This window comes from Pseudomonas sp. c313 (genome assembly GCF_055407145.1).
Window position 1 is genome coordinate 17380 of record NZ_JBUZRD010000004.1, and the last position, 20796, is coordinate 38175.

18 protein-coding genes are annotated in these 20796 nt (G+C 53.6%); 13 read left to right on the forward strand and 5 right to left on the reverse strand.

The features are described 5' to 3' along the window. Window positions 1-84: 84 nt before the first annotated feature. The 4 genes from ACZRKZ_RS13650 to ACZRKZ_RS13665 form a co-directional block, all read right to left on the reverse strand. A complete protein-coding gene (locus ACZRKZ_RS13650; RefSeq protein WP_080761981.1) occupies window positions 85-2442 on the reverse strand; it encodes a heavy metal translocating P-type ATPase in 2358 nt (785 codons plus the stop codon). 2 nt (window positions 2443-2444) lie between these two features. Beyond that, window positions 2445-2690 carry a DUF2933 domain-containing protein gene (locus tag ACZRKZ_RS13655; RefSeq protein WP_050587200.1) on the reverse strand — a complete coding sequence of 82 codons (246 nt, stop codon included), beginning with the start codon at window positions 2688-2690 and terminating at the stop codon, window positions 2445-2447. Window positions 2691-2785: 95 nt separating this feature from the next. Further along, window positions 2786-3322 carry a cupredoxin domain-containing protein gene (locus tag ACZRKZ_RS13660; protein WP_019334911.1) on the reverse strand — a complete coding sequence of 179 codons (537 nt, stop codon included), beginning with the start codon at window positions 3320-3322 and terminating at the stop codon, window positions 2786-2788. Window positions 3323-3485: 163 nt separating this feature from the next. Continuing rightward, entirely contained in the window at window positions 3486-3839 is a 354-nt protein-coding gene (locus tag ACZRKZ_RS13665) for a co-regulatory protein PtrA N-terminal domain-containing protein (protein ID WP_019334912.1), read from the reverse strand. Window positions 3840-4045: 206 nt separating this feature from the next. Here ACZRKZ_RS13665 and ACZRKZ_RS13670 point away from each other — a divergent pair, with 206 nt between their 5' ends. The 12 genes from ACZRKZ_RS13670 to ACZRKZ_RS13725 all read left to right on the forward strand — a co-directional run bounded on the left by ACZRKZ_RS13670 (window position 4046) and on the right by ACZRKZ_RS13725 (window position 19139). Next, the gene (locus ACZRKZ_RS13670; protein WP_032856637.1) at window positions 4046-4741 is read left to right on the forward strand and encodes a heavy metal response regulator transcription factor; all 696 of its coding nucleotides are present in this window, start codon (window positions 4046-4048) and stop codon (window positions 4739-4741) included. Beyond that, window positions 4738-6126 carry a copper resistance membrane spanning protein CopS gene (gene copS, locus ACZRKZ_RS13675; protein ID WP_032901844.1) on the forward strand — a complete coding sequence of 463 codons (1389 nt, stop codon included), beginning with the start codon at window positions 4738-4740 and terminating at the stop codon, window positions 6124-6126. The genes ACZRKZ_RS13670 and copS overlap by 4 nt, the downstream gene beginning before the upstream one ends. Window positions 6127-6465: 339 nt before the next feature. Continuing rightward, window positions 6466-6849, forward strand: a complete 384-nt coding sequence (gene copC, locus ACZRKZ_RS13680) for a copper homeostasis periplasmic binding protein CopC (RefSeq protein WP_017341635.1) — start codon at window positions 6466-6468, stop codon at window positions 6847-6849. Between the two features lie 3 nt (window positions 6850-6852). Beyond that, on the forward strand, window positions 6853-7791 hold the full coding sequence (gene copD / locus ACZRKZ_RS13685) for a copper homeostasis membrane protein CopD (protein WP_019334915.1): 939 nt from the start codon (window positions 6853-6855) through the stop codon (window positions 7789-7791). Between the two features lie 74 nt (window positions 7792-7865). Beyond that, the gene (locus tag ACZRKZ_RS13690) at window positions 7866-8207 is read left to right on the forward strand and encodes a hypothetical protein (protein ID WP_080761980.1); all 342 of its coding nucleotides are present in this window, start codon (window positions 7866-7868) and stop codon (window positions 8205-8207) included. Between the two features lie 99 nt (window positions 8208-8306). Next, window positions 8307-9563, forward strand: a complete 1257-nt coding sequence (locus tag ACZRKZ_RS13695) for a TolC family protein (RefSeq protein WP_032856639.1) — start codon at window positions 8307-8309, stop codon at window positions 9561-9563. After that, the gene (locus ACZRKZ_RS13700; RefSeq protein WP_032856640.1) at window positions 9560-11044 is read left to right on the forward strand and encodes an efflux RND transporter periplasmic adaptor subunit; all 1485 of its coding nucleotides are present in this window, start codon (window positions 9560-9562) and stop codon (window positions 11042-11044) included. The genes ACZRKZ_RS13695 and ACZRKZ_RS13700 overlap by 4 nt, the downstream gene beginning before the upstream one ends. Further along, window positions 11041-14184 (forward strand): efflux RND transporter permease subunit, encoded by a 3144-nt coding sequence (locus tag ACZRKZ_RS13705; protein ID WP_032856641.1) that lies wholly within the window; start codon window positions 11041-11043, stop codon window positions 14182-14184. Before ACZRKZ_RS13700 ends, ACZRKZ_RS13705 begins: the two co-directional genes overlap by 4 nt. A 291-nt stretch (window positions 14185-14475) precedes the next feature. Beyond that, complete coding sequence (locus ACZRKZ_RS13710; RefSeq protein ID WP_032856642.1) at window positions 14476-15642, forward strand: SAVED domain-containing protein; 1167 nt, start codon at window positions 14476-14478, stop codon at window positions 15640-15642. Next, on the forward strand, window positions 15642-16892 hold the full coding sequence (locus ACZRKZ_RS13715; RefSeq protein WP_019334920.1) for a nucleotidyltransferase domain-containing protein: 1251 nt from the start codon (window positions 15642-15644) through the stop codon (window positions 16890-16892). The genes ACZRKZ_RS13710 and ACZRKZ_RS13715 overlap by 1 nt, the downstream gene beginning before the upstream one ends. Continuing rightward, window positions 16876-18660 (forward strand): HesA/MoeB/ThiF family protein, encoded by a 1785-nt coding sequence (locus ACZRKZ_RS13720; RefSeq protein ID WP_032856643.1) that lies wholly within the window; start codon window positions 16876-16878, stop codon window positions 18658-18660. Before ACZRKZ_RS13715 ends, ACZRKZ_RS13720 begins: the two co-directional genes overlap by 17 nt. Beyond that, entirely contained in the window at window positions 18657-19139 is a 483-nt protein-coding gene (locus ACZRKZ_RS13725; RefSeq protein ID WP_019334922.1) for a Mov34/MPN/PAD-1 family protein, read from the forward strand. The genes ACZRKZ_RS13720 and ACZRKZ_RS13725 overlap by 4 nt, the downstream gene beginning before the upstream one ends. A gap of 28 nt (window positions 19140-19167) precedes the next feature. Here the strand turns inward: ACZRKZ_RS13725 and ACZRKZ_RS13730 are convergent, their stop codons facing one another. Continuing rightward, window positions 19168-19716, reverse strand: coding sequence for a 3'-5' exonuclease (locus ACZRKZ_RS13730; RefSeq protein WP_032856644.1), 549 nt, complete (start codon window positions 19714-19716; stop codon window positions 19168-19170). A 227-nt stretch (window positions 19717-19943) separates the two neighbouring features. On the opposite strand from ACZRKZ_RS13730, the gene ACZRKZ_RS13735 reads away from it, so the two are divergent. Beyond that, on the forward strand, window positions 19944-20582 hold the full coding sequence (locus tag ACZRKZ_RS13735) for an antitoxin Xre/MbcA/ParS toxin-binding domain-containing protein (RefSeq protein WP_224793261.1): 639 nt from the start codon (window positions 19944-19946) through the stop codon (window positions 20580-20582). Window positions 20583-20796: the final 214 nt, after the last annotated feature.

Genomic DNA, 20796 nt, shown 5'->3' on the forward strand with positions numbered 1-20796 from the left:
CTTTTCACCGCGATGACAGCATCAACGTTGACACCGCGGTAAGGTCAAGAGTTATGTTTTGTGGGGTGCGAGCAACGGTTTCGCTCAAGCTATATGGGTATTCCTCAGTCTCAAAGCATTGAAAACTACAGACGCAGAACTGACGCTCATGGCTAACGCAGCGATCATTGGCGACAGAAGGTGCCCCGTCAGCGGATAGAGTAGGCCTGCGGCCAAGGGAATACCCATTGAGTTGTAAAGGAAGGCGAAACCCAAGTTTTGCCGCATGTTTTTTACTGTCGCAACCGAAAGTGCCCGTGCCCGTAGAATCCCCATCAGGTCGCCTTTTACCAGCGTGAGCTGAGCGCTATTCATCGCGACATCAGTCCCTGTACCCATGGCAATGCCCACATCTGCACGCGCCAAGGCCGGTGCGTCGTTGATACCGTCGCCGGCCATGGCAACCTTTCGACCGTATCGCTGGAGGTCCGCCACCAGGCGCTCTTTGTCCTGAGGTTTAACTTCTCCATGAACCTCTTCAATACCCATCTCCTTGGCGACAGCACGTGCGGTGGTGAGCCCGTCTCCGGTGGCCATGATGATTTTTACGTTATCAGCTTTAAGCTTGGTGACTGCTTCTTTGGAGGTCGGTTTTATCGGATCTGAGACCGCCAGTAATCCTGCCAGAACCCCGTCAACTGCTAGATAGATGATGCTGATGCCTTCAAGGCGCAACAACTCTGCACGGTACTGTAAGACCTTAGTGCTTACACCGGCAGCGTCCATCAGTGCTGTGTTGCCCAGCTGTACCTTCTTGCCATCAACAAGGCCACTGACTCCAATCCCAGACCCGGACTCAAACGATTCAGGCTTGGTGAGCGCGATATTTTCAGTTCGGGCGTGATCGACGATGGCGTGCGCCAAAGGATGTTCGCTGCCTTGATCAAGGCTAGCGGCCAGTTGAAGAACATCGTGTGGGTTGAAATCTGGTGTGGCCTCCACACTGTGAAATACCGGCCGTCCCTCTGTCAGGGTCCCCGTTTTATCGACAATCAGCGTGTCGATCTTGCAAAGGTTTTCAATAGCACTGGCGTCCCTGAACAGCACACCCATACTGGCCGCTTTACCCGTCGAAACCATGATCGACATGGGCGTTGCGAGACCAAGTGCACAGGGGCAAGCGATGATAAGTACGGCGACAGCGTTGATCAGGCCGAAGACCCAGCTGGGTTCCGGGCCGAATAGTCCCCAGCCTAAGAATGTCAGCAACGCAATCGCGATAACCCCCATCACAAAGTAGCCGGCGATCGAGTCGGCCATTCTTTGCATTGGCGCTTTGGAGCGTTGGGCTAGAGCAACCATTTGCACTATCTGCGATAGCATGGTGTCGGCGCCGACCTTTTGCGCCTCCATCACCAAGCTCCCGTGAGTATTAAGCGTGGCGCCGATCAAACTATCCCCTGGTCTTTTCATTACCGGCACAGGTTCACCAGTGAGCATGGACTCATCCACCGCACTTTCTCCCTCGAGCACAGAGCCATCAACTGGCACCTTTTCACCAGGTCTGACCCGCAAATGGTCGCCCAAGTGAACATGGGTAAGAGGAATGTCTTCCTCCTGACCATCGGCGTTGATCTTGCGTGCAGTTTTGGGAGATAGGCCTAGAAGGGACTTAATGGCGGCGGAGGTTTGTGACCGTGCTTTTAGCTCAAGAATCTGCCCAAGCAAGGTGAGCGAGATGATGACTGCAGCGGCTTCGAAGTAAACGCCGATGCGTCCATCTTGCATGAAGGTGGTGGGAAAACTTTGGGGAAAGAGGGTTGCTGCGACGCTGTAAAGATAAGCTGCGGAAGTACCCAAACCTATCAGAGTCCACATATTTGGACTGCGATTTCTAACAGATGCTATGCCCCTTACAAAAAAGGGCCACCCTGCCCATAAGGTGACCGGTGTCGCAAGAGCAAACTCGATCCAGTTTTGAACCGAGCCATGGAAGAGTTGTAATGAATGGCCCGCCATGGCTAGAACGGTCACTATCACGGTTAAAGGCAGAGACCACCAAAAGCGGCGCGCGAAATCACGGAGCTCGGTTTTGTCATCGTCATCTAGCGCCGGAATGACAGGTTCTAATGTCATGCCACATTTTGGGCAATTGCCGGGCCCTGGCTGTTTTATTTCCGGGTGCATCGGGCAGGTAAATTCAGTGGCTACTTGGAGCGCGGGCTCTGTAGCCGCGATGCTGGGTTCAGTGCTGGGATGAATACCGCTGTAGTGCTCTGGAGCTGCCCGAAATTTCTCTTGGCATTTCTGGCTGCAAAACTGATAAATCTGTCCCTGATAAGACTCGCCAAATTTACTTGGAGGCGTAATCGTCATGCCGCACACCGGGTCACGTAGATCAGCGTCAGGGGGCGAGGCTGCGTGGGTAGGACCGTGATCGTGGTGGCTCGGTTTATTGGGCATAGCTATTTCTCTTCCTTGTTGGCTTGCGCCTGATTGCCATGGTCATGTGCGCCATGTCCATGCCCAAAAAAATGCATCAATGGACAGATCAACAGAATGAGATAGGGCAAGTATGGATAGACGTGGCTGAAATGCTCCCGCACCACGTAGAAGGCGCCGATCACAATGAACATAATCAGCACAACGCCTGTTTTGCGCGTCCAAAATGGGGTGGTGATGCTTCCAGCCGGATGCTGATGGTTATTCATGATCTAGACCCCAGCGTGTGAGCGAATTGCTCTGATGTCTGCCTCAGAGCGTAGCCAACTCTTGAGGAGACGCGGGTTTAGCGGTCAGTTCAGGCTCACTTCAGGTCAAATTGACCGACCATCCCAGACTGGTAATGACCTGGCACGTTGCAGGCAAATTGAAGTCCAGTTGTATTGTTGAAGGTCCAGATCAATTCCTTTGTTGCTCCTGGCTCGATCAGCATGCTGTTCGGGTCGTTGTGTTCCATTCCAACCATCTTCATCCCTCCCATGCTGTGACCCATGCTGCCCGTCATTTTCCCTGACCCGGTGGGTGTAAGCGTTCCATTCTGGAACATGCTCGCCATTTCTTTTTGGTGCGCCGCATGAGCGGCGGCTTGGCCGATATTGAATTCGTGCAGCAGTGCGCCCTTATTACGAAGGACAAAACGAATAGTCTCACCAGGCTTCACATCGATGTTTTTAGGCATGAAGAAAATATCACCCATCTCCACATCTACCGTACGGGTCACCGCAGAAGCGACGCCAGGCTGGCCGATGTCCTCTTTGCCATGACCTACGTCTGCCATGGCCGTCGCACCGAAGAATAAGGTGATCGCCGCAATAACTGGGGTAACGAGCTTAGCTTTCATGATGACCTCAAGAGCAAATGGAAAACACTAGCTATGCTAAACGGATAGAGCTGCCAGCTAACTGACGTGAACACTACATTTCTGTCAGTTTCCAAGAGTAGTACGGCGCGCATATGACGCCGTACCAACCGAGCGGATCAAACAGCCCATCGGAGGTACCCGGTTACTGATGGTTCTCAGAAAGCATCAGTTTGTGTTCGCGCTGCATTTGGTTCAAAACGTCATCAACCATAGCGTCGTGCTTTTCCATCCAGGAAAGATGTTCCTGAGGCGACATTGATGCTTTTGGGTGATCCTGATGGAGTTGGTTCATGATTTCGCCCAGCAGTTTCATATGCTCGGCCATGTGTACATGGCGCTCTCCCTCTGGGGCTTTTTCAGCTTGCACCAAGGTCGCTTCTGCTTTGTCGCGTAGGCTTTCCATACGCTCCGCAATCCGATCTGCGCCACCTTCAGCCAAAGCAGACGCTGAGATGAGTATCGAACCCACAAAGAAAAGGATTTTTAGATGATTCATGAGGAAGCTCCTTTTTGATCTGTTTTCCGGCTCCCCCAAGGTTTCATGCGGAGGCGTCGGTCGAGTACTAGGGAGTACCCATGCTCGAACCCTAGACAGCACTCGCTGACATCTACCTGAAGCCAATATTACTTTTCTGTCAGTTGCTGGTTGGCAGAAGCATTTCCTTGCAGACTCATCATCACAATCATTCGAGAGCCACCCCCATGAGACTTCTGGTTGCGGAAGACGAACCCAAAATAGGCATTTATTTGCAGCAAGGTCTTGCTGAGGCAGGGTTCAATGTTGATCGCTTTACCAATGGTAAGGAGGCGCTTCAACACGCGTTGAGCGAGGCTTATGACCTGCTGATTCTCGATGTGATGATGCCTGGGCTGGACGGATGGGAAGTACTTCAGAAGGTGCGGGCATCCGGAAAAAATGTCCCCGTGCTTTTTCTCACGGCGCGAGACCGCGTCGAGGATCGCGTCAAAGGACTTGAGCTGGGGGCAGACGATTACCTCATAAAACCCTTCGCTTTTTCTGAATTGCTTGCCCGCGTCAGAACGCTGCTGCGAAGAGGGAGTACAGCCCCCTCCCAAACTCATATGAAATTGGCTGATCTTGAGGTTGACCTGCTCAAGCGCAGGGTTGTCCGTGGAGGCAAACGTATATATCTCACGGCCAAAGAGTTTGCGTTACTCGAATTGCTGCTCCGTCGTCGAGGTGAGGTGCTGCCTAAGTCGCTTATCGCTTCCCAGGTGTGGGACATGAACTTCGACAGCGATACGAACGTCATCGAGGTCGCCGTAAGGCGGCTCAGAGCAAAGATTGATGATGATTTTGAGGTCAAGCTTATCCACACCTCCCGAGGCATGGGCTACATGCTAGATGCGCCGGATTCTGGGACGGGGCTGGAATGAAGCGAATGTCTCTGACTACCCGCATGAGCCTGATGTTCATGCTAGCTGTAACGGCGGTGCTCACCGTCGCTGGACTCAGTTTTAACAGCCTTAGCCGGCATCATTTCAAAATGCTAGATCAGCAGGCGCTAAACGAGAAGCTACACTCGACCCAAAGAATTTTGACGGGATTGAGTAGCATTGACCAGTTCAGTGATGTTAAGCCTGAGTTGGAGGCGCTGCTGGGTGCTCACCGAGATTTGACAGCCCTGATCTTCGATGGTCACGGCAAGACCCTTTTTGCTGATCCAGGTCCAATCGATATTCCTGAAGACTTTCGCACGACCTCAAACAACAACGTTTGGGAGTGGCGTGATGATGAGCAAACGTTCCGGGGAATAACGGCGCAGGCGATTGTGACTGGACAAGAAAAACCGCTGACCGTTATGTTGATCTTTGACGTTACGCAACATATGGCGTTCTTTGAGACGCTTGAACGCTGGTTTTTGATAGGGTTGTTTATAAGCGCGCTGGTCAGTGCGGCGCTGGGCTGGATGGTCGCGAGCAGTGGACTAAGACCTATTCGCCAGGTTACTCAAGTCGCTGCGTCAATGTCTGCTAAATCGCTCAAAGAACGGATTCCTTTAGCGGCCGTGCCTAAAGAGCTTCAGCAGATGGTGCTTTCTTTCAATGCAATGTTATCTAGACTTGACGATGCATTTGTTCGCTTATCAAACTTCTCTGCGGACATTGCTCACGAACTACGAACACCAGTCAGCAATTTGATGACACACACCGAAGTGGTGCTTTCTCGAAAAAGGAATATTGAAGATTACGAAGACAACTTGTATTCGAATCTTGATGACCTGAAGCGTATGGGGCGGATGATCGATGACATGCTTTTTCTAGCGAAATCAGATAATGGTCTGATTACTCATGAAAACAAACCGATAGACTTGGTAGCGCTAGTAGAAAAATTACTCGAGTACTACCGCTTGTTGGCTGATGAGCAAGGCATCGACCTTAAGGTGACAGGGAGGGGCAGCGTCCGAGGTGACGTTCTTATGCTCGACAGGGCTATCTCTAATCTGCTCTCGAATGCCCTCCGGTACACCCCCGCAGGGAAATGTATCAGCGTCGATATAAGGCAGGAAGGGACGTCAATCTCTGTCTCCGTGGAAAACCCTGGAGAACCTATCGCTCCTGAGCACCTTGAAAAACTGTTTGATCGATTTTATCGAGTGGACCCCGCTCGTAGAGAAGGAAACCCAAGTAATGCGGGGCTAGGCTTATCAATCACTCGATCCATTATCGAGTCGCATGGCGGCAAGATATGGTGCACGTCGTCAGATGGAAAAACAGCCTTTCATATACAGCTCCCATGTGCGAGTGCAGAAAATGCCTAATCAACGACACCATATACACCCGAGCAGCTATGTGGTCTTGCGAACGGTTTTCACGGTGTGAACGTCGCAAAACGGAAGCCCGTTTTAACCATTTTTTCAAGAAATTCAGCGTCCCAAAGCAGGTCCAAGCTGACTGAAATGTAATCGAATAGTTTGCGTTCGTGTGGCATCGTGTACTTGCGCTGTGACGTTGGAATTCTTGTGATTATTCCTGTCCAGCCCGCCCTAGAACACGGAATTTGCTAGGTAGCTCGCCAGTGTTTTTAATAAGCGTAAAAGTAATAACTAGATACTCATCAAAAACCTAGAATCAACAGCTTTTGCTGTGAGGAGTCTTGCATGTCATTCCTTAAAACCACCACCGTAGCTGTAGCACTGACAGCGGGTTTGCTTTTGAGTGCAGTTGCTCAAGCACATCCAAAGCTGCTTTCTTCTACTCCAGCAGAAGGGTCGGATGTTGCTGCTCCTGCGAAAATTGAACTGCAATTTTCTGAGAATCTAACGACTCAGTTTTCCGGTGCTAAGCTGATCATGACCGATATGCCTGGCATGCCTAACTCCCCAATGGGCGTTAAAGCAGCCGTTGCAGGCGGTGGAGATCCTAAGACGATGGTTATTACGCCTGCATCGCCATTGACCACAGGTACTTATAAAGTTGAGTGGCGTGCCGTCTCGTCTGACACTCATCCAATCACCGGCAATTTTTCTTTCAAAGTGAAATGATTCATGAGCGACTCAATAAATATAGCTGTTCGCTTTGCTCTATATTTTGATCTGATGCTGTTATTTGGACTGGCAATATTTGGTCTTTATAGCCTGAGGGGAAAAGAGAGAGTATCGGGAGCGGTTTTAAATTTTGAGTCGCTTCTTTACAGTACATCTGTTTTAGGTGTAGCTCTGTCTCTAGCAGCCATGTTGTTGCTTGCGAAAGCTATGAGTGGTGTGTCGGGCTTCATGGAGCTACATCACCATATTTTTCAAATGGTTCTCATGGGGACTGACGTCGGTTTGACCTGGATGGTCCGGATAGTGGCGTTGCTGACGGCTGTTCTCGGCGTTGCTCTGAGCAAGCGCTTTCCGACACTCAGTCTTTGGATTGTCACTGTATGTGGCGCCATTGCGCTAGCGACGCTGGCATGGACAGGGCATGGTGCGATGGACGAAGGGAGCCGTCGTTACTGGCATTTTACTAGCGACATCTTCCATCTCTTGGCCGCAGGCGGTTGGTTGGGTGCGTTGGCAGCATTTGCACTGCTGCTGCGTTTAAAATCGCTGAAAGGTGATCAGGAAGTACGAGTTCTTGCTCGGGTACTGACAGGGTTTGAATCGGCCGGCGCGGTGATTGTAGTGATCATCAGTATAACGGGCGTGGTGAATTATCTATTTATCGTAGGACCGAGCCTCGATGAGGTGATGCTCAGCACTTATGGCCAGTTGCTATTTTTGAAAATCCTGCTATTTGCAGGGATGATCGTATTAGCCACGCTTAACCGTTTTCATCTAAGCCCCTTATTGGAGCGATCAGTTCGCAATGGCGAATACGCTGTCGCGGTGAATGCCTTGCGCCGTAGCATGAAACTTGAGTTTTCAATGGCGGTCATCATTATCTGTCTTGTCGCATGGTTAGGTACTTTAAGCCCTGTCATGGAAATGAGCGCAGCATAGACGTTGGTAACAGCCAATACAGGAGTCTTAAGGGTGAATTGTAAGGGCCATTTGCACCGTCTACACTTTAGCCCATGAAACGCTATGTGCGGTGTTGCCTGATTTTCCTAATTAGCTTGGCGCTTCCCCTTAGCGGGATGGCGGGTGTTCAGGCATCGACTGAACCATGCCCGATGAAAACCATGGGTATAGCGATGATGGATGGTATGGGTCAAGACTGCTGCCACGACATGAAAAGTACCGCTGAGCATGGCAAACCTTGTAAGTCGGGCCAGGAATGCAAAACGGGCGGCATGCTGCAAGTCTCGATCATCAAGCCTCCTATTACCTTGTCCAGTCCAATCGTTCTGCCCTTCTCCAGCCATTTCCCACTCGTACAAACCCCTTCTGGGTTATGGCGACCTCCCCGTACTTGATTCCTGTACCACACTGAGCCTCATTCCGCGTTAGCGGGATGGCATATCTGCGCGCATGTCTTATGAAGCGCGCGGTGGATCATCACAGGAATCGTGAACATGAACTCCAACTGCTTTTGCACAGGTTGGTCCCTCGTGGCCGGCCTGGCGGCAAGCGTACTGGCATTGCCGAGCCTTGCTGGTGCATTGACACTCGATGAAGCGCTGCGGCTGGCCGAAAACAATGCACCGTCGTTGACCGCACAAGACGCCAAAATTCAAGCAGCCACCAGTGCGGCCATTCCCGCCGGCGAACTACCCGATCCCAAGCTACTGCTGGGCTTGCAGAACTACCCCATTGGTGGTGCCGACAGATGGAGCATCGACCAGGACTTCATGACCATGCAAGTGGTCGGGATCAGACAGGAGATGCCCAACAGCGATAAGCGCAAAGCACGTATCGAGGTCGCGGATGCGGCTGTTGATCGAGCGTCCGCTGAGCGTCGAGTGGCGCGTCTGAACGTCCGACAGTCCACGGCATTGGCCTGGATCAGTAGCTACTCGGTTGAGCGTAAAGATGCGATGTTCCAGGACTTCTACAAAGAAAACCGTCTTCTGACCGATACCGTCAGATCTCAGATTGCGGGTGGCCGCGCCCAACCCGCCGATGCGGTGACACCTAAACAGGAAGCTGCCCAACTGGCGGAGCAGCAGGATGATTTAGTTCGCCAACGTGCACAGGCCCGGGCGGCCCTCAAGCGCTGGATTGGCCCAGCTGCCAATGACAAACCGGCGGGCAGCTTGCCTGATTGGCCCATTGAAACCTCTGGATACTCCCATAAGCTGCAACATCACCCTGAATTGGCGGCGTATGTGCCGATGACCCGTGAAGCACAAGCCAAGATCCGTGAAGCTGAGGCGGAAAAGCAATCTGACTGGAGCTGGGAATTCGACTATCAGCATCGAGGCAAACAATTCGGTGACATGGTTAGCGTCCAGTTTTCATGGGATCTCCCGCTGTTTCCTGACTCTCGGCAAAACCCCAAAATTGCGGCAAAGCACGCCGAACTCAACCAACTTGAAGCTGAGCGGGAAGCTCTGTCGCGCGAGCATACCCAGCAACTGGAGGATGAGTTGGCCGACTACGAGCGACTCAATCGTGCAGTCACCCGTAATCAGGAAAGCTTGTTGCCGCTGGCTAAAGAAAAGGTTGAACTCACCATGGCTAGCTACCGTTCCGGCAAAGGTGATTTGAACTCGGTTGTGGCCGCCCGACGCGAACTCATCGAAGCCCGTCTCAAGCAGATTGACGTTGAAGAGCAACGTGCTCTCACCAGCGCTCGCTTGTATTTCTCTTACGGGGAGCCCGCTCAATGAATTTCAAAGTATGGAAAGGGACTTTAGTTGTCGGCATCTCGATTGCCTTGGGTGTTGCCGGAGGTTACTGGTTAGCCCAACCGCGAATGAGCGAAGTAGCTGGTGTCGAGCCGGATCAGGAAGCCAAAGCCTCTCCCGATCGAAAGGTTCTGTATTGGTATGACCCCATGTACCCACAACAGAAATTCGATAAACCGGGTAAGTCACCCTTCATGGACATGCAGATGATCCCCCAATACGCAGATACCAAGGGGGACAGCGGCGGCATTCGAATTGATCCAAGCCTGACTCAGAACCTTGGTGTGCGACTGGCTAGTGTCAGTCGAGGGGTATTTGCCTCGACACTGAACGTGGTAGGTGTTCTGGCCTTCAACGAACGGGACGTTGCAGTCATTCAGGCCCGTACGGCGGGTTTTGTCGAGCGCGTGTACGCCCATGCACCTGGTGATGTGCTGAAAGTGAATGCAGCCTTGGCAGATATCTTGGTGCCGGATTGGGCAGCTGCTCAAGAGGAATTTCTCGCCCTCAAGCGTAGTGGCGATGCTGACTTGCTGACAGCGGCCCGCCAGCGATTGAGGCTCACCGGAATGCCAACTAAGTTAATTGCTCAAGTTGAGCGCAGTGGCAAAGTTCAACCGAACCTGACTCTGACCAGCCCTATTGGTGGTGTGCTTCAAGAGCTGAGTGTGCGTGAAGGTATGACGGTGGCCGCAGGCGAGACGCTCGCGCGTGTTAATGGTTTGAGCAGTGTCTGGCTGGCCGTGGCGGTACCAGAGTCGGAGGCTGGGTCAATCGTCGTAGGGCAAGCAGCCGAAGCGCGTTTGTCCGCGCTCCCTGGAGTTGTGCTCAAGGGCGTCGTCAGTGCGATTCTTCCGGAAACCAGTTCGGACAGTCGCACACTTCGCGTTCGAGTTGAGTTACCCAATCCGGATGGCCGACTCAGGCCAGGTTTGACCGCGCAGGTAAGTCTCAATCGTTCGACGGAGCAAAGTGTTTTGTGGGTGCCGAGCGAGGCCGTCATTCGTACCGGTCGACGTACGTTGGTCATGCTCTCTGAAGACGCTGGTCGATATCGCCCGGTGGAGGTGCAGTTAGGCCAAGATAACGATGGCAAAACGCTGATATTGAAAGGCTTGGAAGAGGGGCAAAAAGTGGTGACTTCTGGCCAGTTCCTTCTCGACTCGGAGGCCAGTCTCAAGGGCGTTGTCGCAAGCTCACTGGACGTTTCGCCATCTACTGTAACCGCAGGCGCTTTGCATGAGGCCGATGGTCAGATCGTTGAGATCAACGACAAAGAAGTCACGCTCGCCCACGGTCCCTTCAGAACATTGGGTATGTCAGGCATGACGATGACTTTCCCTCTCGCCGCTCCAGCTCTGATGAAGGGTCTTAAAACGGGCGACAAGGTTCGGATCGCTGTCAGCCAGACGGAAGATGGTCTGCGAGTTGAGCGTCTGGAACGCTTTGGGAGCCAGCCATGATCGCGGCCCTTATTCGCTGGTCGGTGGCTAACCGCTTTCTTGTGTTGCTGGCGACGCTGTTTGTCACGGCATGGGGGATCTGGGCGGTTCAAAGTACGCCCATTGACGCATTGCCAGACCTGTCGGATGTTCAGGTAATTATCCGTACACCATATCCAGGCCAAGCCCCACAGATCGTAGAAAACCAGGTCACCTATCCATTGGCAACCACTATGCTCTCTGTGCCTGGTGCCAAGACTGTGCGCGGTTATTCCTTCTTTGGCGACAGTTTCGTTTACGTACTATTCGAAGACGGAACTGACTTGTACTGGGCCCGCTCGCGCGTATTGGAATATCTGAGCCAGATACAAAGCCGGCTTCCGGCCAGTGCCAAGCCCGCATTAGGACCTGATGCCACTGGGGTTGGCTGGATTTTCCAGTACGCCCTGGTAGACCGAAGCGGCGGGCATGACTTGGCGCAGTTACGTGCCTTGCAGGACTGGTTCCTCAAATTCGAGCTTAAGACCCTACCGAACGTTGCGGAAGTGGCCACGGTGGGTGGCATGGTAAAGCAGTACCAGGTGCAGCTTGATCCGGTGAAGTTGGCCAGCTTGGGGATCACGCAGTCTGAAGTGACCGAGGCGATCGGCAAGGCCAATCAGGAAACTGGTGGGGCGGTGCTGGAGATGGCGGAGACCGAGTTTATTGTGCGGGCTTCCGGGTACTTGAAGACCCTCAATGACTTTCGTGCTATCCCACTCAAACTGGGCACGGGTGGTGTGCCAGTCACTCTGGGCGATGTTGCCACGATTCAGATGGGGCCTGAGATGCGTCGAGGCATCACCGAACTCGATGGCGAAGGTGAGACCGTCGGCGGCGTGGTAATTCTGCGCAGCGGTAAGAATGCTCGAGAAACCATTGCGGCGGTCAAGACCAAACTCGACGAGCTGAAAAGCAGTCTGCCGGCGGGGGTAGAAATCGTCACCACCTACGACCGCAGCAAGTTGATTGATCGTGCCGTGGAAAACCTCAGCCACAAGCTGATCGAAGAGTTCATCGTCGTCGCGTTGGTCTGCGGAATCTTTCTCTGGCACCTGCGTTCATCTCTGGTGGCAATCATCTCCCTGCCGGTTGGGGTGCTGATCGCCTTCATCGTAATGCGCTATCAGGGTATCAACGCCAACATCATGTCCCTTGGCGGGATTGCCATCGCCATCGGCGCCATGGTCGACGCTGCCGTGGTGATGATTGAAAACGCCCACAAGAAGGTCGAGGCTTGGCACGTGGCTAATCCTGGGGAGGAACTGAAAGGTGAACGTCATTGGCACGTGATGACTGAAGCGGCTGCCGAGGTAGGACCCGCATTGTTCTTCTGTCTGCTGATCATCACCCTGTCGTTCATTCCGGTGTTCACGCTGGAGGCTCAGGAAGGACGTCTATTCGGTCCATTGGCGTTCACCAAAACCTACGCTATGGCCGCAGCGGCTGGACTGTCGGTAACTCTAGTTCCGGTGTTGATGGGGTATTGGATTCGCGGACGAATTCCTAATGAGCAACAGAATCCGCTAAATCGCTGGTTGATCCGGATCTACGAGCCCGCTCTGGACGCCGTATTACGTCGACCTAAAGTAACGCTGCTGGTTGCATTGCTAGTCTTTGTCAGCGCGTTGTGGCCGATCTCTCGTCTGGGTGGTGAGTTTCTTCCCCCGTTGGACGAAGGGGACCTGCTCTATATGCCGTCAGCTCTGCCTGGATTATCGGCGCAGAAGGCCGCGCAACTGCTTCAGCAGACTGACCGTCTAATAAAGACAGTTCCAGAGGTCGAACACGTTTTCGGAAAAGCCGGCCGCGCTGAAACCGCGACTGACCCGGCACCGTTGGAAATGTTCGAGACCACCATTCAATTCAAACCACGCGAGCAGTGGCGCCCAGGCATGACCCAGGAAAAGCTCGTTGAGGAGCTAGAACAAGTGGTGCGTGTCCCAGGATTAACCAACATCTGGATACCGCCTATTCGTAACCGTATCGACATGCTGGCCACCGGCATAAAAAGCCCGATTGGCGTGAAGGTTGCCGGTACCAACCTGACGGAGATCGATGCCGTCACCCAAGCCATCGAGCGTGTTGCCAAGGACGTCTCAGGTGTCAGTTCAGCGTTAGCCGAACGACTGACCGGTGGCCGCTATATTGATGTAGATATCGATCGCAAAGCTGCGGCACGCTATGGGTTAAATATTGCCGATGTGCAATCAATCGTGGCCGGCGCAATCGGCGGTGAAAACGTCGGGGAGACGATTGAAGGGTTGGCTCGTTTCCCAATTAACGTACGTTACCCTCGTGAGTGGCGGGATTCGCTCGGCGCTTTGGAGCAGTTGCCGATCTACACCCCGCTAGGCAGCCAGATCACCCTTGGCACCGTGGCGAAGATCAAGGTCAACGACGGGCCGCCAATGCTCAAGAGTGAGAACGCACGGCCTTCAGGCTGGGTGTACATCGATGTGCGTGGCCGGGACATTGCCTCCGTAGTCGCCGATCTACGCCGGGTCGTCAGTGAGCAGGTCAAGTTGCAGCCCGGCATGAGCCTGAGCTACTCAGGTCAGTTCGAGTTTCTCGAAAGGGCCAACGCACGACTCAAACTGGTGGTGCCTGCCACGCTGTTGATCATCTTCGTGTTGCTCTACCTGACATTTGCACGCCTTGATGAGGCTTTGCTGATTATGGCCACGCTGCCATTCGCTCTCACGGGCGGGGCATGGTTTCTCTATCTGTTGGGATTCAACCTGTCGGTTGCCACCGGGGTCGGCTTTATCGCCTTGGCCGGTGTTTCTGCCGAATTTGGCGTGATCATGCTGCTCTACCTGAAAAATGCATGGACCGAGCGTCAAGACCTCGGTGACAACACAGAACGCGGGTTGATGGCCGCGATTTGTGAAGGCGCTGTCCAGCGCGTTCGACCTAAGGCTATGACCGTGGCAGTGGTTATCGCTGGTTTGTTACCTATACTTTTGGGAGGCGGTTCCGGTAGCGAGGTTATGAGCCGCATTGCCGCCCCGATGATTGGCGGTATGGTTACGGCACCCTTGCTATCGCTGTTTGTGATCCCGGCGGCCTATCACCTCATGCGTCGTCGACACTTGTCCGTTGAGCCTGGCAAGCACTGACGCGTAAAAACGCATACGAAAGGGGCTGCGCTTGCAGCCTCGTTTGAGCTGCACAGCTCGTTTTCATCAGTCTTACATGCGCTGTGGTCAGTGCCATTACCCACCAGCACTTGCCAGAAAACGAACGCCGCCACCACCGCCTTTCGATGAGCCAAAAAAGCATCCTGCTAAAAGGCGACTCAGCATTCGTCACCCTCAGATCTCTCTTGAAATCGGGACGAATGACCCTAATATGATCTTATCTTGCCATCATCGTTTTCAATCATGGATGTTTTTCGGGGGTCGGTCGAAATGGCAGAAAAAGAAGACGCTAAGCCCGCGAGCGGGCGCTTTAACACGAATGATGAGACGAAGCGGATCGTATGGACACAGACCGCTGGTCATTGTGAACTGTGCGGTACGGATCTAACGTTCGACTATCGTGCCGGCAAGCCAATGAAATGGGGCGAAGTGGCGCATATCTTACCCGCCAGTCCCAAGGGGCCTCGGGGACGCGCGGATCATGATGCTGAGGCGCACACTAACGATACTGCTAACCTGATGCTCCTGTGCCCAGGCTGTCATGACAAAATTGATCGTGACGCAGATGGCTACCCTGAAAATGATCTGAGCGGTTTGCACCAAGCGTACCTTGAACGCATCCGACTCGCCGCAACGACCCCCGATGGTGGCAGAGCCATTCCTCTCATCGTCCAGAGTCAGCACTTTCAGACGATCAACGATATCCCCGTTCGCGATCTGTTGGCTGCGATGTCCGCCGAGGGATTAACCGCCTTCGATCAAGGCATCAAAATCGCCTTCGCTGCGCCCGGACCACGTGGCAGGGACACTACCTATTGGCAGAACGTCAAAGACAGCGTCCAGTATGAGCTGGAGCAGCAACTCAAACGTCGCGGCGGCACTTATGGCGATTCGCCCGCGCTAGCAGTAGTCGGCTTGGCCGACATTCCGGCCTTGATGATGTTGGGCCAGAGTATCGGCGACCGTTCCAAACGCTTGATCTTCTCTTTTCATCGCGAGCATCTTTTGCGCTGGCCCGATCAGTCTGCTGAGCCGCCTAGTTTTCTGTTTACGCCTCCACCCAACGGCGATGGCCCACTGGCGTTGGTGCTCTCCATTTCTGCGCAAGTTCCAGTACGCGACGTGACCGACGCTCTACCCGGTGCACGTATTGCAGAGCTGTCGATCCCAGAACCAAGCTACGCGATGGTACAGAACCGTCGGGTGATTCATGCTTTTCGCGACGCACTTCAAATACGACTGAGCCAGCTTGAGGCTCTGACTCCTGACCCCATCCACGTCTTCGCCGCCATTCCTGCGGCATTGGCCATCGAGTTTGGCGCGTTGCTCACAACACAGCATCAACATACATACCTGATCTTCGATCGGGACAAAGAAAACCAAGATCGGTTTACGCAAACACTGCAATTGGGTCCCGTGGCCCAGGAGGCTATGTAATGCTTTTGAGCAACGAACAGACCAAGCGCAGCAGTTGGGAATATTTTCTGCTTCGCGCCGCGAGGGAGATCTCGCTGTCGGAAGCGCAGTACGAAAAAATCAATGACCGCTACTCCCAACTGGAAAAAATCCTCTCGGCTTCCGACAATCCGTTGCTCGCTGAGGCTCATATTTTCGTTCAGGGCTCAATGCGGCTGAAAACGACCATTAAGCCAATTCCCGGGGCGCCTGCGGATCTGGACACCATTGATGCGGACGCGATTATCTGGCTCCCTCACGCTCAAGGCGCTGGTGCGAAGGAAGTTCTAGAGGCGATTGAGCAGCGTTTTAGGGAAGGCTCCCGCGTTCAGGAAGAAGTTAAGCAACTACGTCGTGGTATTCGAATCGTTTATGCAGACGAAAATCCAGGTTTCCACATCGATGTCACACCTGCCCGGGCGATCAACGGAAATGGCGAAGCAAACGGCGAGGGTAAGCTTGAGGTTCCGGATCGAGTCACAGGATGGAAAGCGAGCAGCCCTATTCCTTACTCGAATTGGTTGCAGGTCGCTTCCGCCCAGGAAATCTCTCTGGAAAGCTTAGTGGTTGCCAAAAGCCAGCGGATGCTTGATGCCGCGACCCAAGATCCTTTGCCGCATTATCAGGATTACATCGATCAAGATCCCCTGCGTGCGACCATTAAGCTGCTCAAGCGGCATCGCGATGAATGGGCCATCAAGACAAGGAGCGCTGATACTCGCCCAATATCTGCGGTCATCACCACTCTAGCCACGCACGCATACCTGGATGTCGTAAAGGAGTCGCAGTCGAAGCCTCTGGCACCGCTCGATGCAATTTTGGAAATCGTTCGCAGAATGCCGCAGCACATCGCGCATAGAGGTAGCGACTGCTATGTCTGCAACCCTGCCGATAACGGCGAAAACTTTGCAGAGAAGTGGAATCGACCGGGCGAGGGGCAAGGCTACCGTCAGGCATTCGCCAAGTGGCATGCGGACGCCAGTGCATCTGTGTCATTAGGTTTGGAAAGTTTTGAATCCAATGACTCCTTTGCCGAGGCAGTGAAAAAGAACTTCGGTATTGCGCCGGCGTTCATCACGGCAGTGAACAATGAAATCCCTGCGAATTGGACGATGCCCGGTCGACCGGATGGCACTACTCGAAACTCTGCTTCGATGGGTTCGCTCTTCGGAGGGGCCAGCGGTGGCGGAACCTCTCAGTCGAGCGTAAAGCCAGTTGGACGCCTTGGCTGATCCTATTAAGACACCATTGCAGCGCGGAATCGCCGCACTGCGTAACACCCTAGGTCAGGATGCTGCCGATGCATTGCTCCAGCCCGCACCCATGCGGGCTGACGAAGCGGCGTGCTTTCACTTCCCCTTGCCCACCGATTACACGGGGCAGGAGCGGCGACTGCGTATAGGTTTCCCCTCCAACTTTCCCCGCGGGCTCTTGCGGCTGAACGTCGAACCCTCTCCATGGCTGGTTTGGCCGCATGCCACTAAGTCGGGGCTTTGCCTTCATGGCTTTCAGGAACGCCCCATCATGGGCTCCCCGGAGGTCGTGGTAGAGGACAGCCTTGCTCGCTTGGCCCAGATCGTTTCGTTGTCCAAGATGGGATCAAACCAGGCAACACGCGATATCGAATTTCAGAATGAGATCACTACCTACTGGTCGTTTCAGCACGGGCAGTCATTCCAGAACCTCTTACTGTTGGATCGACCTCAGGCTGCCTCGCAGTTGTTTGCGCTCAGCGATCCGCGCCGAGCTGTGCCATCCGGTCAGGAAACGGTTTGGTTAGCATCGAATGTAGCTGCACTCAAAGGGCATTACCGACGGGTCGTCGGGCGCTCTGCTGTCATTCGTGCGGCCGAAACTCCCGGTTTTTACGTCAAGCTTCAGACTTATCCGGATATCCGCACCCCGGATCCAGAAGATTTATTGCTGTGGCTAAAGCCACACCTTCAACCAGACGATGCCGAGCAATTGCTGGCATGGTTTGAGCTGCATGGAACGTTGGCGAGTCGATGGATTGTTCTGGAGCTTCCAGGAGGCGCAGATGCTCCAACATATTGTCTCAATGTGCGTTCGCTCGGTGTACAGCAGGAGCGGGGGGCAAAGTTTGGCTTGCGTACAGCTCGCCGGCGGCCAGCTATCGCAAATGCTCATCCTCCGGCGCTCGTCCGAGCAACTGCCCTGGATGTGCTTGATCGAGCGTCTATCCTGTCCCGCGATATAAGCGGCACTGCACAGCACCTTGAAAATGCTCGAGTCGTTTGTGTTGGCGTTGGCTCATTAGGCAGTACGGTGGCAATACAATTGGCACGATCCGGTGTCGGCCACCTTACCCTCATCGATCCTGACACTTTGGTGTCAGCCAATCTGGGGAGGCACGTTCTGGGAGCGGATAGCCTAGGGAGGCTGAAAGCCTCAGCGTTGAGGGACAAGATTCTGTTAGATCTTCCGACGACAGAATGCACCGCTTATTCGACTTTTGCCGAAGTAGTGATGAGTAGCAAACCAGAAGTGTTCGATAACGCAGATCTGGTGGTGATCACGACAGCAGACTGGCAGTCGGAGGTCACTGTATGGCGAACCAAATCCAGCGGCGCTCCTTGGGGGCTTTTACAAGCCTGGAGCGAACCGTATACCCAGGTCGGCCATGCTCTATTCGCACCAGGCGGCACCTTTGATGGCCGTCAGTTGTTCACGGACGTCGGCGATTTTTTGCATAGATTTACAGAGTGGCCGGGAGGCGGTGTTGTTCCACTGCCCGCGTGTGGCGAGAGCTTTATCCCAGGCGGCTCGCTGGGAATGACCAATATCGCCTCTATGGTGTCGCACACGGCCTTACGCGCATTGACCGGCAAGATCGCCACTGCATCTTGGGTCAGCAGCATTTATAGGCCTGAAGATGTGCTGAGCCTAGGAGGCCAATACCATGGGCCCAAACTGCCAGAGGGGACGCAGCAAATCCTACTCGAACGCGGATGGCCGGAAGATAAGGACGAAATGGTATGACGGATATCGCATGGCGCTGGCGATGGCCGGAGGTGGACTCCGAGCTATTGGTGTCCCAGGCGGTCGCGGACATCTTGGATAGTCATCGGCAGGGCCTTTTTGGCGTGGAGCGAGGTGGACAGTTATTCGTCAACCCTGTTGATCCGAAAGGTTTGCTGCTGGCCTTGGCCACGTTGCCTCATCGCGCCGATCGGTCAGGCTGGTCTTGGCTAGAGTTGGATGCGGCGCGGTGCCGTCAGGAGATCCAGGCTGCCAACGAACAAGGGTTACGCCTGGTGGGCTATTGGCATACGCATCCCCAATCCGTTCCGGTGATCTCTCCGGCAGACATCGGTAGTTTCTCCAAATTTGCTGCACGTTACACGCAGGATCTGCCGCACCCAATAGCCATTATTGTCGGCAAGTCCGAAAAACCAGAAGGTATCAAGGCGTGGTCGTTCAGGGACGGCAGATATGTTGAGGCAACCTGGGTCAGATGAACTTCAAGTCAGTGCGGTGGAAGGCAGGTCAGCGTTTATAGTTACCCGCTAGCATTAGGGCGAAGAGCTCTGCCTGAAAGCGGGCATCATCCAATGCGTTATGGTTCGGTTCGCTGAGTGGCTTCAGCGCAGCGGTCATTTTGGATGATTTTGTTTCCTTCCAGCTGCAACCTACAGCGCCCATAAAGTAGGCCTTCATGTCGATAGCGGTAAAACCAAAGGGGTTGGTTTCCAGGTATTTGTGGAAGTAGTAATTGACGAATGACCAGTCAAACGGTGCATTGAGTCCTACGAAAATGACCTTTTGCCCCGTTTGGCAGGACGATCTCAGCCACTGATCAAATGTCAGCATCGCCTGTTGCGGAGCGAGACCCTCGCGCTCCAGCTTCTCCAGACTCAGCCCCGATACTGCCAGCGCTTCGGGGTCGTGTTTCGGACTGTCAGGCCGTAGTTCAAGATATATGGACGTTTCAGGTTGGGCTACAAGACAAGCTCCAATGGAAAGCAGACTGTAATCGCCTGGTATAGGCCCAGAAGTCTCGACGTCGACGGAAACATAAAGCTCATTAGGGTGCATGTCATATCCTTTCGTGTAGTTAACTGATCACGCTCAGGCTCTTAGCCATGTGAAGGTGGAAAGGCAGGTATATCCATTGCCCCATTTTTTGCTGTTTCACTCGCTATCCGGCGTTCGAGCAGCGGCAGTGCCTGTCTACCAGCGGATTGCGCGTTCCTTTGGTCAGCTCTGGGCCCAACCATGATGATGTGTGTCATTCTCTGATGGCGGATGAGGGCCGGACGATCATGAGTGAAACTGAGCGTTGGATAGTAAAATCCCAGAAAACTGAGGACGGAACTGGCGACATCATCATTGATCTGCCTCAAGAGTTGCTTGACCAAATGAGGTTAGGTGTTGGGGACGACTTGGAGCTAACGGTATTGAATGGCACATTAGTCCTGACGCCCGTCCGCAACGCAACATCAGTGCGGCCCATGTTTGCTGGCGTCCTGCGTCAGGATGCCAGTCATGCTTACCGCATGCGTCTGGAGACGCTTCTTCATATTTCTGTCAATGCTTCGGATCTGGACATTCACGACATGATAGTAGCTGGCTTCTCGGCCAGCCTGATCAAAATGCTTTGTGATGATGGAACCCTCAGCGACGAAGAACGCGACAGAATCATTCAACCCAAAACGCTCAAAACAAAACTGTCAGCCAATCAGCTTTTAACGTCGCATGAGAGCGATCGCCTGTTCCGTTTTGCACATATTACCGCTATGGCCGAGGTGGTCTTCGGTGACAAAGGGAAGGCCAAACATTGGCTTTCCAAACCCAAAGCCCGTTTTTTAGGAGAAAGCCCATTGGCGATGGTCACTACAACCTTTGGCACACATCTAGTCGAAGAAATGCTGATTCAAGTGTCTGAGGGCATGTCATTTTGATTCAGTCGCAGCCAAACGGACTCTACCGCTCCTTGAGTAACATGGATTTCATGCACCAATACCGGCGTCGCATAGCCGAATACGGCATGCACGGGCATCCATGAAGCACTAGGTTTCACCCGCATCGGCACCTACCGCTAGGTAGGGTTCACGCACGGCAATGGTATAGCTGTGTACTGGCGCAAACCACTTTATCCGGTGACAACTCGATAGA

What these genes read in the sequence shown, in the direction of transcription:
- ACZRKZ_RS13690 (WP_080761980.1), top strand. Translation starts at nt 7,866, where the DNA reads ATGAAACGCTATGTGCGGTGTTGCCTGATTTTCCTAATTAGCTTGGCG.
- ACZRKZ_RS13715 (WP_019334920.1), top strand. Translation starts at nt 15,642, where the DNA reads ATGCTTTTGAGCAACGAACAGACCAAGCGCAGCAGTTGGGAATATTTT.
- ACZRKZ_RS13670 (WP_032856637.1), top strand. Translation starts at nt 4,046, where the DNA reads ATGAGACTTCTGGTTGCGGAAGACGAACCCAAAATAGGCATTTATTTG.
- ACZRKZ_RS13665 (WP_019334912.1), bottom strand. Translation starts at nt 3,839, where the DNA reads ATGAATCATCTAAAAATCCTTTTCTTTGTGGGTTCGATACTCATCTCA.
- ACZRKZ_RS13650 (WP_080761981.1), bottom strand. Translation starts at nt 2,442, where the DNA reads ATGCCCAATAAACCGAGCCACCACGATCACGGTCCTACCCACGCAGCC.
- copC (WP_017341635.1), top strand. Translation starts at nt 6,466, where the DNA reads ATGTCATTCCTTAAAACCACCACCGTAGCTGTAGCACTGACAGCGGGT.
- ACZRKZ_RS13725 (WP_019334922.1), top strand. Translation starts at nt 18,657, where the DNA reads ATGACGGATATCGCATGGCGCTGGCGATGGCCGGAGGTGGACTCCGAG.
- ACZRKZ_RS13705 (WP_032856641.1), top strand. Translation starts at nt 11,041, where the DNA reads ATGATCGCGGCCCTTATTCGCTGGTCGGTGGCTAACCGCTTTCTTGTG.
- copS (WP_032901844.1), top strand. Translation starts at nt 4,738, where the DNA reads ATGAAGCGAATGTCTCTGACTACCCGCATGAGCCTGATGTTCATGCTA.
- ACZRKZ_RS13730 (WP_032856644.1), bottom strand. Translation starts at nt 19,716, where the DNA reads ATGCACCCTAATGAGCTTTATGTTTCCGTCGACGTCGAGACTTCTGGG.
- ACZRKZ_RS13700 (WP_032856640.1), top strand. Translation starts at nt 9,560, where the DNA reads ATGAATTTCAAAGTATGGAAAGGGACTTTAGTTGTCGGCATCTCGATT.
- ACZRKZ_RS13655 (WP_050587200.1), bottom strand. Translation starts at nt 2,690, where the DNA reads ATGAATAACCATCAGCATCCGGCTGGAAGCATCACCACCCCATTTTGG.
- ACZRKZ_RS13660 (WP_019334911.1), bottom strand. Translation starts at nt 3,322, where the DNA reads ATGAAAGCTAAGCTCGTTACCCCAGTTATTGCGGCGATCACCTTATTC.
- ACZRKZ_RS13695 (WP_032856639.1), top strand. Translation starts at nt 8,307, where the DNA reads ATGAACTCCAACTGCTTTTGCACAGGTTGGTCCCTCGTGGCCGGCCTG.
- ACZRKZ_RS13710 (WP_032856642.1), top strand. Translation starts at nt 14,476, where the DNA reads ATGGCAGAAAAAGAAGACGCTAAGCCCGCGAGCGGGCGCTTTAACACG.
- ACZRKZ_RS13735 (WP_224793261.1), top strand. Translation starts at nt 19,944, where the DNA reads ATGAGTGAAACTGAGCGTTGGATAGTAAAATCCCAGAAAACTGAGGAC.
- copD (WP_019334915.1), top strand. Translation starts at nt 6,853, where the DNA reads ATGAGCGACTCAATAAATATAGCTGTTCGCTTTGCTCTATATTTTGAT.